17 protein-coding genes are annotated in these 14,719 nt (G+C 51.9%); 6 read left to right on the plus strand and 11 right to left on the minus strand.

From position 1 onward, the window contains the following. Positions 1–34 precede the first annotated feature (34 nt). The 6 genes from ABD843_RS02750 to ABD843_RS02775 form a co-directional block, all read right to left on the minus strand. The gene (locus ABD843_RS02750; RefSeq protein WP_345078157.1) at positions 35–865 is read right to left on the minus strand and encodes a hypothetical protein; all 831 of its coding nucleotides are present in this window, start codon (positions 863–865) and stop codon (positions 35–37) included. Next, complete coding sequence (locus tag ABD843_RS02755; protein ID WP_345078160.1) at positions 852–1,391, minus strand: heavy-metal-associated domain-containing protein; 540 nt, start codon at positions 1,389–1,391, stop codon at positions 852–854. The genes ABD843_RS02750 and ABD843_RS02755 overlap by 14 nt, the downstream gene beginning before the upstream one ends. A gap of 105 nt (positions 1,392–1,496) precedes the next feature. Then, a complete protein-coding gene (locus tag ABD843_RS02760; protein ID WP_345078163.1) occupies positions 1,497–1,829 on the minus strand; it encodes a heavy-metal-associated domain-containing protein in 333 nt (110 codons plus the stop codon). A gap of 45 nt (positions 1,830–1,874) precedes the next feature. Further along, positions 1,875–2,594, minus strand: coding sequence for a heavy-metal-associated domain-containing protein (locus tag ABD843_RS02765; RefSeq protein ID WP_345078167.1), 720 nt, complete (start codon positions 2,592–2,594; stop codon positions 1,875–1,877). Positions 2,595–2,694: 100 nt separating this feature from the next. After that, positions 2,695–3,264: a helix-turn-helix domain-containing protein gene (locus tag ABD843_RS02770; protein WP_345078170.1), complete on the minus strand. Its 570-nt coding sequence runs from the start codon at positions 3,262–3,264 to the stop codon at positions 2,695–2,697. A 129-nt stretch (positions 3,265–3,393) separates the two neighbouring features. After that, entirely contained in the window at positions 3,394–3,789 is a 396-nt protein-coding gene (locus ABD843_RS02775) for an HYC_CC_PP family protein (protein WP_345078172.1), read from the minus strand. Between the two features lie 169 nt (positions 3,790–3,958). Between ABD843_RS02775 and ABD843_RS02780 the strand changes: the two genes are divergently transcribed. Both ABD843_RS02780 and ABD843_RS02785 read left to right on the plus strand, forming a co-directional pair. Further along, positions 3,959–4,486, plus strand: coding sequence for a TlpA family protein disulfide reductase (locus ABD843_RS02780; protein ID WP_345078175.1), 528 nt, complete (start codon positions 3,959–3,961; stop codon positions 4,484–4,486). Positions 4,487–4,755: 269 nt separating this feature from the next. Continuing rightward, on the plus strand, positions 4,756–5,403 hold the full coding sequence (locus ABD843_RS02785) for a response regulator transcription factor (protein WP_345078178.1): 648 nt from the start codon (positions 4,756–4,758) through the stop codon (positions 5,401–5,403). A gap of 6 nt (positions 5,404–5,409) precedes the next feature. Here ABD843_RS02785 and ABD843_RS02790 read toward each other — a convergent pair whose 3' ends face one another. Continuing rightward, a complete protein-coding gene (locus ABD843_RS02790) occupies positions 5,410–6,093 on the minus strand; it encodes a porin family protein (RefSeq protein ID WP_345078181.1) in 684 nt (227 codons plus the stop codon). A gap of 88 nt (positions 6,094–6,181) precedes the next feature. Between ABD843_RS02790 and rluF the strand changes: the two genes are divergently transcribed. Beyond that, positions 6,182–6,976, plus strand: a complete 795-nt coding sequence (gene rluF / locus ABD843_RS02795) for a 23S rRNA pseudouridine(2604) synthase RluF (RefSeq protein WP_345078184.1) — start codon at positions 6,182–6,184, stop codon at positions 6,974–6,976. A 48-nt stretch (positions 6,977–7,024) separates the two neighbouring features. On the opposite strand, the gene ABD843_RS02800 is transcribed toward rluF, so the two are convergent. From ABD843_RS02800 to ABD843_RS02810, 3 genes are all read right to left on the minus strand, one after another. Continuing rightward, positions 7,025–7,483 (minus strand): DUF1573 domain-containing protein, encoded by a 459-nt coding sequence (locus tag ABD843_RS02800; RefSeq protein WP_345078187.1) that lies wholly within the window; start codon positions 7,481–7,483, stop codon positions 7,025–7,027. A 158-nt stretch (positions 7,484–7,641) separates the two neighbouring features. After that, positions 7,642–8,460 (minus strand): hypothetical protein, encoded by an 819-nt coding sequence (locus tag ABD843_RS02805; RefSeq protein ID WP_345078190.1) that lies wholly within the window; start codon positions 8,458–8,460, stop codon positions 7,642–7,644. Then, on the minus strand, positions 8,441–9,022 hold the full coding sequence (locus tag ABD843_RS02810; protein WP_345078193.1) for an RNA polymerase sigma factor: 582 nt from the start codon (positions 9,020–9,022) through the stop codon (positions 8,441–8,443). Before ABD843_RS02810 ends, ABD843_RS02805 begins: the two co-directional genes overlap by 20 nt. A 204-nt stretch (positions 9,023–9,226) precedes the next feature. On the opposite strand from ABD843_RS02810, the gene ABD843_RS02815 reads away from it, so the two are divergent. The 3 genes from ABD843_RS02815 to ABD843_RS02825 are packed head-to-tail and all read left to right on the plus strand — an operon-like array spanning position 9,227 to position 12,778. Further along, positions 9,227–11,119 (plus strand): hypothetical protein, encoded by a 1,893-nt coding sequence (locus tag ABD843_RS02815; protein ID WP_345078196.1) that lies wholly within the window; start codon positions 9,227–9,229, stop codon positions 11,117–11,119. 41 nt (positions 11,120–11,160) lie between these two features. Then, entirely contained in the window at positions 11,161–11,550 is a 390-nt protein-coding gene (locus tag ABD843_RS02820) for a hypothetical protein (protein WP_345078199.1), read from the plus strand. Positions 11,551–11,575: 25 nt separating this feature from the next. Beyond that, positions 11,576–12,778 (plus strand): hypothetical protein, encoded by a 1,203-nt coding sequence (locus ABD843_RS02825; protein WP_345078202.1) that lies wholly within the window; start codon positions 11,576–11,578, stop codon positions 12,776–12,778. 9 nt (positions 12,779–12,787) lie between these two features. On the opposite strand, the gene abc-f is transcribed toward ABD843_RS02825, so the two are convergent. Beyond that, on the minus strand, positions 12,788–14,671 hold the full coding sequence (gene abc-f, locus ABD843_RS02830; protein WP_345078206.1) for a ribosomal protection-like ABC-F family protein: 1,884 nt from the start codon (positions 14,669–14,671) through the stop codon (positions 12,788–12,790). Positions 14,672–14,719 lie beyond the last annotated feature (48 nt).

The following is a 14,719-nucleotide window of genomic DNA, read 5'->3' on the forward strand; positions in this document are numbered from 1 at the left end:
CGACCACCTGGAAAGGCGATCGGTGGTCCTGAGGTCACTTTTTACCCAGGCTGAAAAGCAGGTATTCCACTCTTATCAGGAGTCCATTGGGGGCGGTACGCGTCATATTGCTGTATAGCTGCTGACGGTAGCCAATATCCAGCCGTGCCTGGCTCATGAAGATGAACTGTATGGACGGCGCAATATCTACCGAGTGCAGCCCAGCCTGCGGCAGTGATTGTCCTATCAGCTCGGCCATCAGGTTCATGTTGGTCTGCTTGTAGCTCTTGTACTTCGTGGGCAGCATCAGCCGCCCTGCCGATAGTATATAGTTCACCGCTTTATCGGCCATGCCTGCAGGTAGCTTGCTTTCCTTACCCCCGAAATTGTCGAATGCCTGCTCGTAATAGGCCGTTACCGACAGGGCGGTCTTGTGCAGCAACTGTGTGGCTACCACACCTGCCTGGTAGCCGGTGTTGTGGCCGTTCACCTGTATGGTCTGCTGGTGAATGTCGGCATTGTTGGTGGCCACGCGGGCAAAGGCAGCAGCACGGAAATGACGGTAAATGTCATCGTGGCTCAGGAAGCGGTATTTGGCATATGCGCCCACACCCTCGGCAGCGAGTGTGCCGTTCCTGTTGCTGATGAAGCCTTCGGCATGTATCATCAGGCGTTTGTTGACGCCCCACATCAGCTCGGGTATCATGTGGTAGTTCACCTTGCTGGCCTCTGTTTCATCCATCATCCAGTTGGTAAGGCGCAAACCTGTGGACCGTGCCGGCATATTGCTGGCAGGCTCTGAGTACACAAAGAGCTCCTGTGTGCGGCCCGCATATGCTGTCAGCAGCAGCAGTGCGGTAGAAAGCAGCCCTCTATATCGTAACATGGTATATCCGTTTTTGAGCGTCAGCGCCACCGGGGCAGCATGCGGCCGCATGCCCGGTTTCGAAGCAGGTGAGTTTTGTGTGCTTCGTGTACTTCTTCCTGTCTTTGGCAGGCAGGAAATCCTTGTCTATCACCGTTATGGTCTTTTCGCCATTCACTACCTGTTCGGGTACATTCACGAAGTGGAACACCGAACCGCCTAACTCCAGGTGTGTATCGTTGGCCACTTTTGTTTGGGTAAAGGACGCGGTGACCTGTAGCGAGGCCACGAAGAAACCTGCATTCTCTACGGCTGCCTTTATCTCGTCGAGCGATATGGTGGCACCGTCTTTGAAGGCAATAGCGTAGCTGGATCTTTCTATGTCCACATCTACGGCCTTTACCGAGGGTACTGCTTCCAGCGCTTTGAATATGGCCTTGCTGCACATGCTGCATGTGAGGCCGCTGGCCACCAGCGTTGCCGACCGGATCTGTGCTATGGATGGTGTGCTCCACAGGAGGATGCATACGAATATTATCTTTTTCATTTTCTGAGCTTTTTGAATGTTATAGATGTCTTGTGTTCAGCCCCTCCCGGCCTCCCCAGAGGGGAGGTGATGTTCTGTTGAATGTTATGAAACACATTTTACATGCTACCTTTTGTTGTCGTACTGGCAGCACTCGTGCAGGTTCTTGTACACCTCCATATCGGCCGTGTACTTCTCGGTGTCGTAGCCTACCGATGCCACTTTCTTCTGTATGCCGTCGTTAGTTGTTTTGGCCGCATCATAGGTCACAGAGAGCACCTTGGTCTTTTTGTCCCATGTGGCCTTGGTGGCGCCGGCATCTTTTGCGGCCGTCTCTATCTTTTTGGCACACATGCCGCAATTGCCCGATACTTTTATCTTTTCATTCTTTGTCTGTGCCATGGCAAAGGTCGCTGCCAGCATCAGCAGTATGGTCGTTACTATTTTTATGATGTTCATTGTTGTTCGTTTTTTGACAGTTCAATAAATGTTATTGTTCGGGTGCTATAATGCAAGCACCAGCATTATGGCGCTCATCACTACCATCAGCAGGTCTTCGAAAAGTGTGACCTTGCTGAGAGGCAGATCTATAATTGTGCCCAGGCAGGCGCACCGTATAGCTTTCTTTTTTGCAAGGCTTTGTACCACACCTATAGTGCTTACACCCATTATCACCAGTGTAGCGATATTGGTGGCCAGTGGCGCGAGGTCCATGATGTAGGATATTCCCAGCGCCAGCTCTATGAAGGGGTATACATAGGCATATCCCGGTATGGCCCGCGCTACTATGTCGTAGGTGCGGTAGCCATCGGCGAAGGCCTGTAGCCGCAGCATTTTGAAGAAAGAGAACACGATGAAGAACCCTGCCATGAAATGGCCCATCCAGTGCATGAGGTGGAAACCGCCACCGGCCAGTTGTATGAGCAGGGTAATACCCGCTATGTAGCCGAATATGAGAAAGATAGGGTAGTAAGAGTCTTTCTTCGTTTCGGTATCTACGGCGGATGGCATGGTGGTCTGCGCATCGGTGATGGTATACTTGCCATTGCCCAGCGCCTCTTGCAGTACTGCGGTAGGTATGTGCTTGTTCATAGTAATGGCGGCCTGTGGTGCGGTAAGCGATATCTCGGCTTCCATAATGCCCGGTACGGCAGATAGTTTCTGCTTTACAGAGCTGATGCAACCGGTGCATGTCATGCCCGTTATGTTATACTCATGTTTCATTTTTGCTTTGTTCGTTTTTTGTTGATACAAAGGTAGAATGGAAGGACAGCCTGCTGTTTACAGCATCTTGTACAGATCTTTCGGAATTATGGACAAACGCTTATTTGCCTACCTCATCGAGCGGTTTGCGGTGGTGTATACCCAGTTTTTTGAACTCGCTGGGCGACATGCCTGTCACCTTTTTGAACTGGGCCGATAGATGTGCCACACTACTGTAGCCCATCATCTCGGCTATCTGCCCCAGCGACAGCTCGTCGTATACCAGGTATTCCTTTACCTTCTCGGTCTTCTGGGCTATGATGTATTGCTCTATGGTGATGCCTTCTACCTCGGAGAACAGCTTGCTGAGATACGAATAGTCGTAGTGCAGCTCGCGCGATAGTATCTCGCTGTATTTCTCGCGAGGTCTGTCGTCGGTGTAGTGCACCAGGTCTACTATCACGTTCTTTATGCGTTCTATCATCCGGCCTTTGCGGTCGTCTATCAGCTCGAAGCCGGTCTGCGATAGCTTGCCGGCTATCTGCTGCAGCAGGGCAGGCGCAATAGCATCATCGGCCACTACCACCTCGCCCAGCGATATGCTTTGCGGGTGTATACCTGCGGCCTCGAATATGCCCTGTACAGATGCCTTGCACCTGTTGCATACCATATTCCTGATGTAGAGCGTCATGCTGATAATGGTTTTAAGCCTTTCCCCGGCCCGGCCTACCGGCAGGCAGGCCTCTCTCATATAAAGAGGTGGGGCGTGAGTACCGTGAAAGCGATAGAAGTGTAGCGATACATTTTGCCTGTATCAGTATCACAGGCGCAGTACGCGTATGAACAAATATAGAGGAATGCCCTGCAGTAAAGGAGGTGCAGGGCCTTTGTAGAAATGACCTGTAGCAGCGGTGGCTGTAAATGTGCGACCGGTATGACGCAGGTATCGTATGGCGGCAGGTATGAGCGCAGGCGCATCTTTTGCCAGTAGTACCTTGAAGGCCGAAGGAGCATGGTCGTCTTTGTACTTCGCGCTTACTACTGTGGTATGGCAGCAGCCATCGGTATCTTCGCTTTCGCCGCAGCAGTTCTTCTCTACATCGGCGGTAAAGTGGACACCCTCGTACTCGCCGCCACAATAGTGGAAGGAGCAGGAGAACCCCACGGCCGCAGCCATGTAGAGCACCATCAGCAGAGATGTGACGAACCGCTTCATGCTGCGGCAAAGGTACTGAAAACAGTGGGCATGGTGTTGCAACATATGCGTGTTAAAGCTATGTTATATCATGTTCTCAAATACGTTGTATGCTGGCAGGTGGTGGTAAGTGGCACATTATTTGACCTTCTTACTCTATATTTACAACATAAATAACCGATAGGACAAAATGAAGAAACTGTTATCGACACTCGCACTGGCTGCCGGTGTCATATTCTCGGCAAGTGCGCAGTATGAGAATACCGTGATAAAAGTAGGCATGAAGGCACCGGAACTGGCATTCCCCGATCCGGAAGGAAAGACCTTGAAGCTGTCGGAGCTGAACAAGGGCCGCTATGTACTGGTAGATTTCTGGGCTTCGTGGTGCGGACCCTGCCGCATGTCCAATCCAGGGCTGGTAGCTATGTACAAAGAGTTCTCGGGCAAAAAATTCAAAAATGCCAAGAACGGCTTCACGGTACTGAACGTATCGCTGGATAAGGACAAGAACGCATGGATAGGCGCCATAAAGCAAGATAACCTGACATGGCCGAACCATATGAGCGACCTGGGCTTCTGGAACTCGAAAGCAGCGGCCGCATATGGCATACAGTATATACCACAGGCCTTCCTGATAGGCCCTGACGGCAAGGTGCTGGGCGCCTACAACCGCTCTGAGGAGGCTAAGGCTATGCTGGAGAAATTCGTGACAAAGTAGTTCTTCGGAATTATGAGTTATGAATTGTTTTTTTGATGGTGAGGGGTCAGGAATTGGGTATTAGGTATTGGGCTTGTTCCTTGGAATCTGGAATTTGAAGTTCGAGTTTTGGAATTTGATTTTTTACGATCTTGAATGATATAGACCGATGGCATACCACAACAGGTATGCCATCGGTGTTCTATGCCGGGAGGGTAATGAAAAATACTACTTTTGTGGGAGTGGTATCGCGGATGCCATCGGTACTTTTACATCATTGCTTTTTGGGTATGGGTACAATAAAAGTTGCGGTCATAGAAGATCAGGCACAGACGCGACAGATGCTGATGGCACTGATAGACGGGCATGGCGGGGAATATAACTGCGCAGCGGTATTCGAGAACACCGAGGATGCTGTAGCGGCCCTGCCGGGCATGGGTATAGATGTGGCCCTGGTGGACATACATATGCCGGGTGGCATGTCGGGCATAGAGTGTGTGCGCCAACTGAAGGTGCGTGCGCCGAAGACAGAGTACATAATGTGTACCTCGCTGGAGGATGCGGACAATATATTCAATGCGCTGCAGGCGGGAGCAACGGGTTACCTCACCAAATCGACCGCGCCCGATAAGATACTGGAGGCCATAAAGGATGCCCACAATGGCGGATCGCCCATGAGCAGCCAGGTGGCCCGTAAAGTACTGGGGCATTTCTACAATGCCGATACCCGCAAGAAAGAAAATGAACTGGAAAAACTATCGGCACGAGAGCAGGAGATACTAGACCTGCTCTCTAAAGGATACCGGTACAAGGAGATAGCAGCTAAACTTTTTGTGAGCGTAGAGACCGTGCGCAAGCATATACACAACATATACGAAAAGCTACAGGTGAACTCGCGCACCGATGCACTGAACAAGGCTTACAGCCACAAACGGTAATGATACCTACTTTTTTTCCTGCTGTTTTACCTCTTTGCCCTTGCTTGTCTTGAACAGGTAACCTATGGTAAGCCCATAATTGTTGCTTGACAGGAAATAAGTATCATCTATCGGCGCGGGATTGAGATTGGTGAGGCCGCGCTGGTAGTGCGCCCTTACAAAAAAGCCGCTCTTCAGCTGGTAGCCGGCATTCAGCCCCAGACCATAGCTCATTCTCCTGGCATCATTCGGATATTCTTTGCCATAGCTCAGCCTGGGTCTCTGTGTTTCCAACACATTGCCCCAGAGGTCGGTATAAGTGATGGTAGCATGCCCGCCTACATTTATATCGGCAAATACACCGCCGCTGATGAAGAAGTGGCTCTGGTGCTTCATGCCCATGTGCCAGGACAGGAACAAGGGAATATCTATGGCATGTATACTGACAATATGATCAGGCATACCGGGTATGGCGCGCAAGAAGCCATTGGTAGTGAAGAGCGCACCCGTCTGCAGATGCAGCCTGCGCCTCAATGGAACATCCGTTACCGCGCCTGCCCTGATATTCGGCCTGCGGTATACATCGTCCTCCATGCTTGTGCCATAATAGCGAGTGAACTGTAGACCTAATGCTGGCCCGACGGTCACCTGGGCACTGGTATGAGTGGGCAGCATAGAGGCCGCACATAATAGAATGAATAGGTATCTCATATAAGGTGGTGTTGTCGTAAATGTACAAATATCTGACGGTTGTCCTGCAGGAGCGGTATATCTGTGCTGTTTTGAATATTTTTGCGCCATGGGTCATGAAGAGGGTATAAGCCTGAACAAATACATAAGCGCTACTGGTTTCTGCTCCCGCCGGGAGGCCGATAAGCTGATAGAACAGGCGCGTGTGACCATAAATGACGAACTGGTACTGCCCGGCGCAAGGGTACATGCCGGCGATAGGGTAGCCATAGATGGCGAGCCGCTGAAAGGAGCCGCAAAGAAAAGGCCCATATATATAGCCCTCAACAAGCCGGTGGGCGTTACCTCTACCACCGACCTGAAGGATAAGACCAACATCATCGGCTTTCTCAATTATCCGAAGCGCATATTTCCCATAGGGCGGCTGGACAAGGATTCGGACGGGCTGATATTCCTGACCAATGATGGCGATATAGTGAATAAGATACTGCGTGCCAGTAACAACCATGAGAAGGAGTATATAGTGACGGTGGACAAGGCACTGTCGCCGGAGTTCGTGGCGCAGATGGGCAATGGTATACCTATGCTGGGCACAGTGACGCGCAAATGCTTTGTAAGGCAGGAGGGTGGCAGGCGTTTTCGTATAGTGCTGACACAGGGGCTGAACCGCCAGATACGCCGTATGTGCGAATACCTGGGCTACAAGGTGGTGACACTGACGCGCGTGCGCATAATGAACGTGCAACTGGGAGACCTGCCCGTGGGCAAATGGCGCTACCTAAGCCCGCAGGAGATAGATAAGATGAACGCACTGGTGGCCACATCGGCAAAGACGGATGAGGAGAACAGGCCTGCAAAAAAGAAAGCTCCCGGCAAGCCACCGCATAATATCCGCAAAAAATAACACCTGCGTGCCATTAGGCAGCGCAGGTGCGTTTCATGGATAAATGCATCAGTGTTTCTGTGTAGTGGCCGTTGGCTGATCGCCTGCCGGCTTGGGCTTTACATTGCCACTTATCCGCAGCGCCATGCTCTGCTGCTGCGCATCAGATATGATGGACACTACCTTGCTCATGGCGCCCGGCCTGCCCGCACTATGGAAGGTGACCTTTATCTTGGCTTGCGTACCCGGTAGTACGGGCTCGTGCGGCCATTCGGCCACGGTGCAGCCACAGCCCGCCGTGACATTGCGTATGAAGATGGGCTTCTTGCCATCGTTGCTGAATGCGAACTCATGTGTGAGGTCGGGGCCTTCTGTCACCTCGCCGAAGTCGAAGGACTCTTCTGTGAAACGGAAGCTGCCTGCATCGGCAGGGGCCTGCTGTGTGGCGGGCTGCGCTGTAGTGGTCTGCGCATGTAGGGCTGTGCTGCTTATGGCCAGTATGGCCAGTGCAATTGCTGTTCTTTTCATTGTTGATCTTGTTTTTTAAAAAAGTGATAAAATGGAATTATGGGTACATGATGTGTTCTCTTTGCGTGGTCGGGTCATATGGCAGGTATAGGCAAAGGGTTGCCGGGCAAGGCCATTACAGCCTGTGTTGCCAATATCTTCTAGTATATGGTCGGGGCTTATTCCAGTATCACATTACCGGCATCGCTTTCTACCTTCAGGCTGCCGGGCCTGTGCTTGTTGTCGCAATCGGTCTTGAATATGCCTGCCAGCAGACTGCATTTGGTGTCTCCGGTAAGGCAGTTGAACAGGTCTTGTGCCGTGGATGGGCTGGAGTGATCGTTCAGCACTATCATTTCCCCGGTGGCCACACGTTCCAGGCTTATCTCCGATACCGTCACGTTGCAGTTCCTCTTTACGATCTTGTCGGTGCCTATGCGCATCTGCCTGGCCTGGTCGGGATCCAGCACGCTGCAACTGGTAACGGTAGATGGTGCCTGGTCGCTGCATCGCAGCATCTGGGTCACACATATCTCTATGGGACAGGGTGTACTATTGCATACGAACTCGCCTGTGCGGCGCAGGCCATCCTGTATCTGCTGTTGCAGTGCAGGGTCGGCAGGTCTTGCGGTCACATTGTTAGTGCTCCTGTCCACGGTACTCACTATAAGGCGGTCGCGTTGCTCGGGCCTTATGTTAGCAGACCTTTGCGGCATATCGGGTATCACCCCTGCCTGCGCCCAATTGGCAGGAGTATCGTGCCGATGTGTAGTGGCCACTGCGCTGCCGGTGCTGTTATCGTGGTTCATTACCCATATCATACTGCCTGCGGCCACAAGCAGGGCTATGGCAGCGGCCATGGGCCATATGGCGCGCTTGCGTGCAGGTGCGGGATGCAGTTTTGCGCGCAATGCTTCCCATTCAGCATTTTTGTCAAAGCCCGGCATCAACTCACCGAGCGATGCTTCCTTCATCCGTTCATCCAATGGCGTTTTCATTGCTTTTCGTTTGTTGTGATATCTGTTTCTGCAACAGCGCCCTGGCCCTGTGCAGTTGCGATTTTGATGTGCTTTCCGAAATGCCCAGCATCTCTGCGATGTCCTTATGGGTCATATCTTCGAACACATAGAGGTTGAAGACCATTCTGTACCCATCTGGCAGCTCGTGCAGCAGCCGCAGTATCTCTTTTGCGGCCAGTTGGCCCAGTATATCATCGCCGGCCTCTTTATGTTCGTATTCTGTAGTGTCGGCTACCAGTATGGTATTGCGGTCCTGCTTTCGCAGGTGCATGAGACAACTGTTCACCATCACCTTTTTCATCCATGCCTTTACGCTGCCCTCGCCACGGTAAGAGAACGAACCGATACCGCGAAAGAAGCTAAGGAACCCATCCATCAGGGCTTCTTTGGCATCCTCGTGTTGCGCTATATAGCGCAGGCACAGTATCATCATATCCTCTACATACTTGTTGTAAAGTATATGCTGGGCGGCGGGGTCGTTGCGTTTGCAACATTCCACCAGGTATGCCTCATCGGTCGTGCCGGACAGGTCTATTCGCAATTGATGCTTGTTTGTCTTCTATTAAATATAACTAATTTATTCCTGCCGGCAATGAAGCATCGCCCTATATCATACTAAATGCACAGAGGTATAAAAGGGTTGCAGGGATATAGAAATTCTTTTTCTGCATACCTATAAGCCGTACCTTACATCAGGAAAATAACTTACCCGTATTTGAAAGACAATAACCCTATTCGTTCTGAAATGCCGGTAACTACCGGTGATATAGACAGCAGGCCGCAGCGCGGCAGGCTGGTGGTGTGCATACTCATTTCGCTGCTGTGTTGCGGCTTCGACTTTGCCCCCGATGTGGGGATAGGGCTGGATGCCTCGTGGATGCGCATCATGAACGAGGCGCATATGCACCATTGGGTGTTCGGGCGAGATATAGTGTTCACATACGGGCCGCTGGCCATGCTGGACACCCATTATTCTACCGACCTCAGGTGGCTCATACTGGGCGCAGACCTCTCCATAGCTTTCGGGTACTGCTACCTCATGTACAGGTATATGCCCCGGGGAAAACTGTGGCTATTGCTGCTGCTGCCTGCCATCATCATCATGCGGTATGGACATTTTGCACAGCTTGCCCTGCTGCTGTTCATATTGTACATAGGTATACTGCTGTTGCGGGAAGATGCCAACAGGCTGTGCGCTGTTCTCTGTGGGTTCTATGCCGGTACTGTCTTTTATGTAAAGGTAAATTACGGGCTTATAGTACTGTTCCTGCTGCCCATTATGATAGCCATACTGCTGTGGCAGCGCAGGCGGTATGCATGGTGGGTGCTGGGCGCTTTCGTGGTGGTCTTTGGCAGCATCTGGCTGATGGTAGATATAGACATGGTGGGGTACATAAAGAACAGCCTGCCCATCATTGCCAATTATGAGGAGGCCATGTTCGCGCCCGTGCAGCCGGGCAAGATCACCTATAAGCATGCTATGTACCTCTTTGTACTTACCGGCTGCATGCTGGCAGGCCATATGTATGACGTAGTAAAGAACCGGAAGAACATAGTGGCATCTACTACTTTTATGGCGTTGTGCCTGTTGTATTGTTTTCTTGCATTCAAGAACTCCTTTGTGCGGTACGACCTGCTGCATTCGCGGCAGTTGTTCGCTACATATCCTTTCCTCTTTATGTTCCTGTGCGGCATATTGGGGTATGGCCGTAGCACTGTTGCCATTATCGCATCATGTGTGGTCATAGCACTTTCGGCATGGGCGCTGCCGGGTGATGATGCTTCTCTTTCCCGGCTCTCCCTCAATGATATGAGCTACCATGCATGGCCGGAAAATTATTATAAGCAGTTATTCTCGGCACCACGAACAGCTACATACCCCGAGGTGGCCATTGGCAAGGATACCTTGCCGGAGTTGGAGACGGGTACAGTAGACATCTTTCCGCATGATGCGGCCTACCTGCTGGTGAATGGCCTTCATTACCGCCCGCGACCCATACCGCAATCGTATAGCGCCTACAGTGCCTCGCTGGATATGATGAACGCCCGGCATTTCGTTTCGCACAAGCGGCCGCAGTATATACTGGAACGGAACGCCTCGCTGGATGGGTCGCGATATGCCATATGGGACGAGTCTGTGACGAAGGCGGCGCTTCATCTCAATTATACCATACACCGCCTGGTAGATATGGGTAGCGGTGCGGAGAAAAGCGGGTTTGTGATGCTGAAAGAAAAGGCCGATGTACATGAGCTGCCCCGGATGAAGGAGGTGGGCCGTGCAACAGGCCATATAGGCGATACCGTGTGGGTGCCATACAAGGAGGGGAAGCCACTGTATATGACGGCCGATGTGAGGTATACACTGCTGGGAAAGGTGAACAAGCTATTGCTGCAGCCCATGCCTGTACACATCACGCTGATTATGGACGGCCATACCGAGGAATACCGGCTGGTGCTGCCGATAGCAAAAGGCCCTGTACTCATTAGCCACCTGGTAGATAATGACCTGTCGTTCTCGCGTTTCCTGTCGGGGGAAGTGCAGAACAATGAACGTATACGCGGCTTCAGGATAGATACGCACAACAAGGAGATAGAGCGAGATGTGCCTATCGTATATTATGTGTTCGACAATTACTGATCTGCCCTCCTTTGCGATCTATTCACTTTCTTTGCTGTGCAATGTCTTTTAAGAACACAGCAGTATTGGTATGCATAGGGGTGGCGGTAGCACTGGCCACTGCTATGTATGTGGAACGAAGCAGACAGACCACCATGACCGATATGCAGAAACAGGTAATAGCGCTGCAGGGCATGACGAAGGTATTGCCACCGGGTGCGCAAATGAGTTTTTCCTGCCCCGACAATAATGCCGAGCTGTATGCCATTTGCCGTTATACGCTGGCTCCCATGTACCTCTCATTCGTGCAGGGCGAGCATTTCGATACTGCACTGACACTGCTGCGGGTGAATGCGGCTGATAGCACGGTGCAGGTCGTGACGACCGGCCGCAGGGTACTGTGGCAGAACACTGATGATACATACCGGTATTACCTGACATGTAACCCCTAATATGCAGCGTACACTATTATATATCATGTCTATAGGCATTGCCGCCGGGGCGCTGAGTATGGTGTTCTTCCTGCTGCTGGCGGCAGGGGTGCCGTTCGTGGGTATAGTGCCGGTGGTGGGTATAGCGCTTTGGGCATACTGGAAATATGGTGTGGCAGCAACAATGAAATGGGTGGAGGATGATGGCAGCCGTCCGTTCTTCTCCCTCATCATACTGGCTGTGGGTATGGCTACCATGGTGGCAAAAAGCTACCCACTGACCGAGCGATATGGCGGATGGGATGCATGGGCAATATGGAACCTGCAGGCCAAATACCTGGCCAGCGATACCTGGCGTACCCTGTTCCTGAATGTGCGGCACGGGCACCCCGATTATCCGCTTCTGGTGCCGGGCATAACGGCTTTTTTCGCGCGCATACTGCCCATGTGCCGTATAGAGGCCATTGCTTTTGTGCCTGCTTTTTGTTTCATGCTGTTCATCCCGGTGCTTATATACCTGCAATATGCAGGGCGCAGCATCATTGTGGCTACCTATGTGCTGTTCATGCTGGCTACAGATAAGTTCTTCCTGACACTGGGTGTATCTATGTATGCCGATACGGCGCTAGCTTTCTTTTTCCTGTGTGCACTGGCAGCCATGAAGCAGCAACTGGCAGGTAATAGGCAGGTGGCTATCGCCGCAGCGGCACTGGGCTGTGCCATGTGGACCAAGAACGAGGGTGTGGTACTAAGCGCTATATTCTGCCTGTTCTACTTCCGCGAACTGTTCCTTGGTGGCAGGTACAAGTATTTTGCCGCGGCTATCGCCCTGCCGGTACTGACGTTGGTGGTATTCAAGCTGGGCTTCGCTCCTGCCAATGATATGGCCCATGGTCTATCGGGCGACACATGGCACCACCTGACCGATATGGAACGGTACCGGCAGATATTCACTTCCTTCAGCGATAATATAGAGAAGAACTTCGGCTATATACGAATGGGTGTACTGCTATATGGCATAGTATGCCTGTGGCGCAGGCAGTGGCCGGGCAAGGATATGCTGATGATAGTATGCTGCGTGGCCGCTTACTTCATGATATATGTAGTATCGTTCATGGACCTGCAATGGCATCTGCTCACATCGGCCGACAGGCTGTTGCATCAACTAATGCCGGCACTGGTGTTCGTTATAGCCGATAAGCTGGCAGGTAATGGCAACCGCATGTCGTTCGTGATAAGAAGAGGGTAGGAGCTGCCGTTATTCGGCATACTCGCTCAGTTCCAGCCAGCGCATCTCCTTTTCCTCAAGCAGCATGGTTATCTCTGTTATACGCGCGCTGATGCGCTGTATCTCTTCATAGCTCACACCGGGTTCCGACATTCTGTTGGCAATGGTGGTCTTTTCCTGTTCCAGCGCAGGCAGGTCCTTGTTCAGTTGTTCCAGCTCGCGCCTTTCGTTAAAGGAGAGCTTCTTTTTGTCTTTCGCTACAGGTTTTGCTGTGGTCTCTGCAACTGCCTGTGCAGGAGCCTCCTTTACCTTGTCCTTGCTGCGTTCTTCTATACGGTACTGCGTATAGTTGCCGGGGAAATCGCGTACCACACCATCGCCCTCGAAGACGAAAAGGTGATCTACCAGGCGGTCCATAAAGTACCTGTCGTGCGATACTATGATGAGGCAGCCCGGGTATTCGCCCAGGAAATTCTCCAGTACCGACAGGGTAGGGAGGTCCAGGTCGTTGGTGGGTTCGTCCAGTATCAGGAAGTTGGGGTTACGGAAGAGTATGGCCAGCAGTTGCAGGCGTTTTTTCTCCCCACCGCTCAGCTTTGATAGGTAAGTATACTGCTGCTCTGGCGGAAAAAGGAATAGCGTAAGGAACTGCGATGCGCTAAGGGTGCCGCCATTGGCCAATGGGAAATTCTCGGCTATGTTCTTCACGAACTCTATCACGCGCATGTCTTCCCTTATCTCCAGCCCGTGCTGCGAGAAATTGCCGAACACTACGGTATCGCCAATGTTTATCTTGCCGCTGTCGGCAGGCTCTATACCCTGCAGCATGTTCAGGAAGGTGGTCTTGCCTGCGCCATTCTTACCTACTATACCTACGCGTTCGCCCTTTTTGAACGTATAGTCGAAACCGCGCAATATGGTCTTGTCGCCATAGCTTTTGTATACCTTCTTTAGCTCTGCAACCTTGCCGCCTATGCGGTTCATCTTCACCTGCAGCTCTATCTGGGTGTCTACCACCTTCTGCTTTGCACGCGCTTCTACCTCATAGAAGTTGTCCTGCCTGCTTTTCGATTTCGTGGTACGGGCCTTTGGCTGCTTGCGCATCCACTCCAGTTCTTTGCGGTACTGGTTGCGGGCCTTGTCTATATTGGCTATGGTGTTCTCTATTCGTGCGGCCTTTTTTTCCAGGTAGTCCTGGTAATCGCCCTTGTAGGTAAATAGCTGTTCGTTGTCCAGTTCCCATATCACGTCGCACACATCTTCCAGGAAGTAGCGGTCGTGGGTCACCATCAGCAGGGTCACGTTCTGCTGGTTCAGGTAGTGTTCCAGCCATTCTACCATTTCCACATCCAGGTGGTTGGTAGGTTCGTCCATTATCAGCAGCACATGCTTGTGCTCGAACCCTATATCTATGAGCACCTGTGCCAGGGCCACGCGTTTGCGCTGCCCGCCCGAGAGGTTTTTTACCGGCTGTGCCAGGTCGTGTATGTTCAGCTTGCCCAGTATCTGGTGTACCTTGGCCTCAAAGTCCCAGGCGCCCAACTCATCCAGCCGGGCCAGTGCGGCAGAGTATTCGGCGGGGTCTTTTTCGGTGCCGCCCACTATGCGCTCATAGTTGCGCAGGGCCTCGGCCACAGGGTGGCGGTAATGGAATATATTGTCGAGCACGGTGGCCTGCTCATCGAATGCCGGTTCCTGCTCGAAGAGGGCCACTGTTACCTCTTTATTGATCCATACGGTACCCTCATCCACGGTGTCCCTGCCAGAAAGTATGCGCAGCAGGGTCGATTTGCCACTGCCATTGCGGGCTATGAGCGCTATCTTGTCGCCCTCGCTTATGTGGAAAGAAATGTCGGTAAAAAGTGGTTTTATACCATATGACTTGCTGATCTTGTCGGCCGAAACGTAATGCATAAGAGCTGCAAAGGTAATATTCCGGGGCAATGGCATGGCAGTAAGGTA

The sequence above is a fragment of the Nemorincola caseinilytica genome, assembly GCF_039540515.1.
Taxonomy (GTDB): domain Bacteria; phylum Bacteroidota; class Bacteroidia; order Chitinophagales; family Chitinophagaceae; genus Nemorincola; species Nemorincola caseinilytica.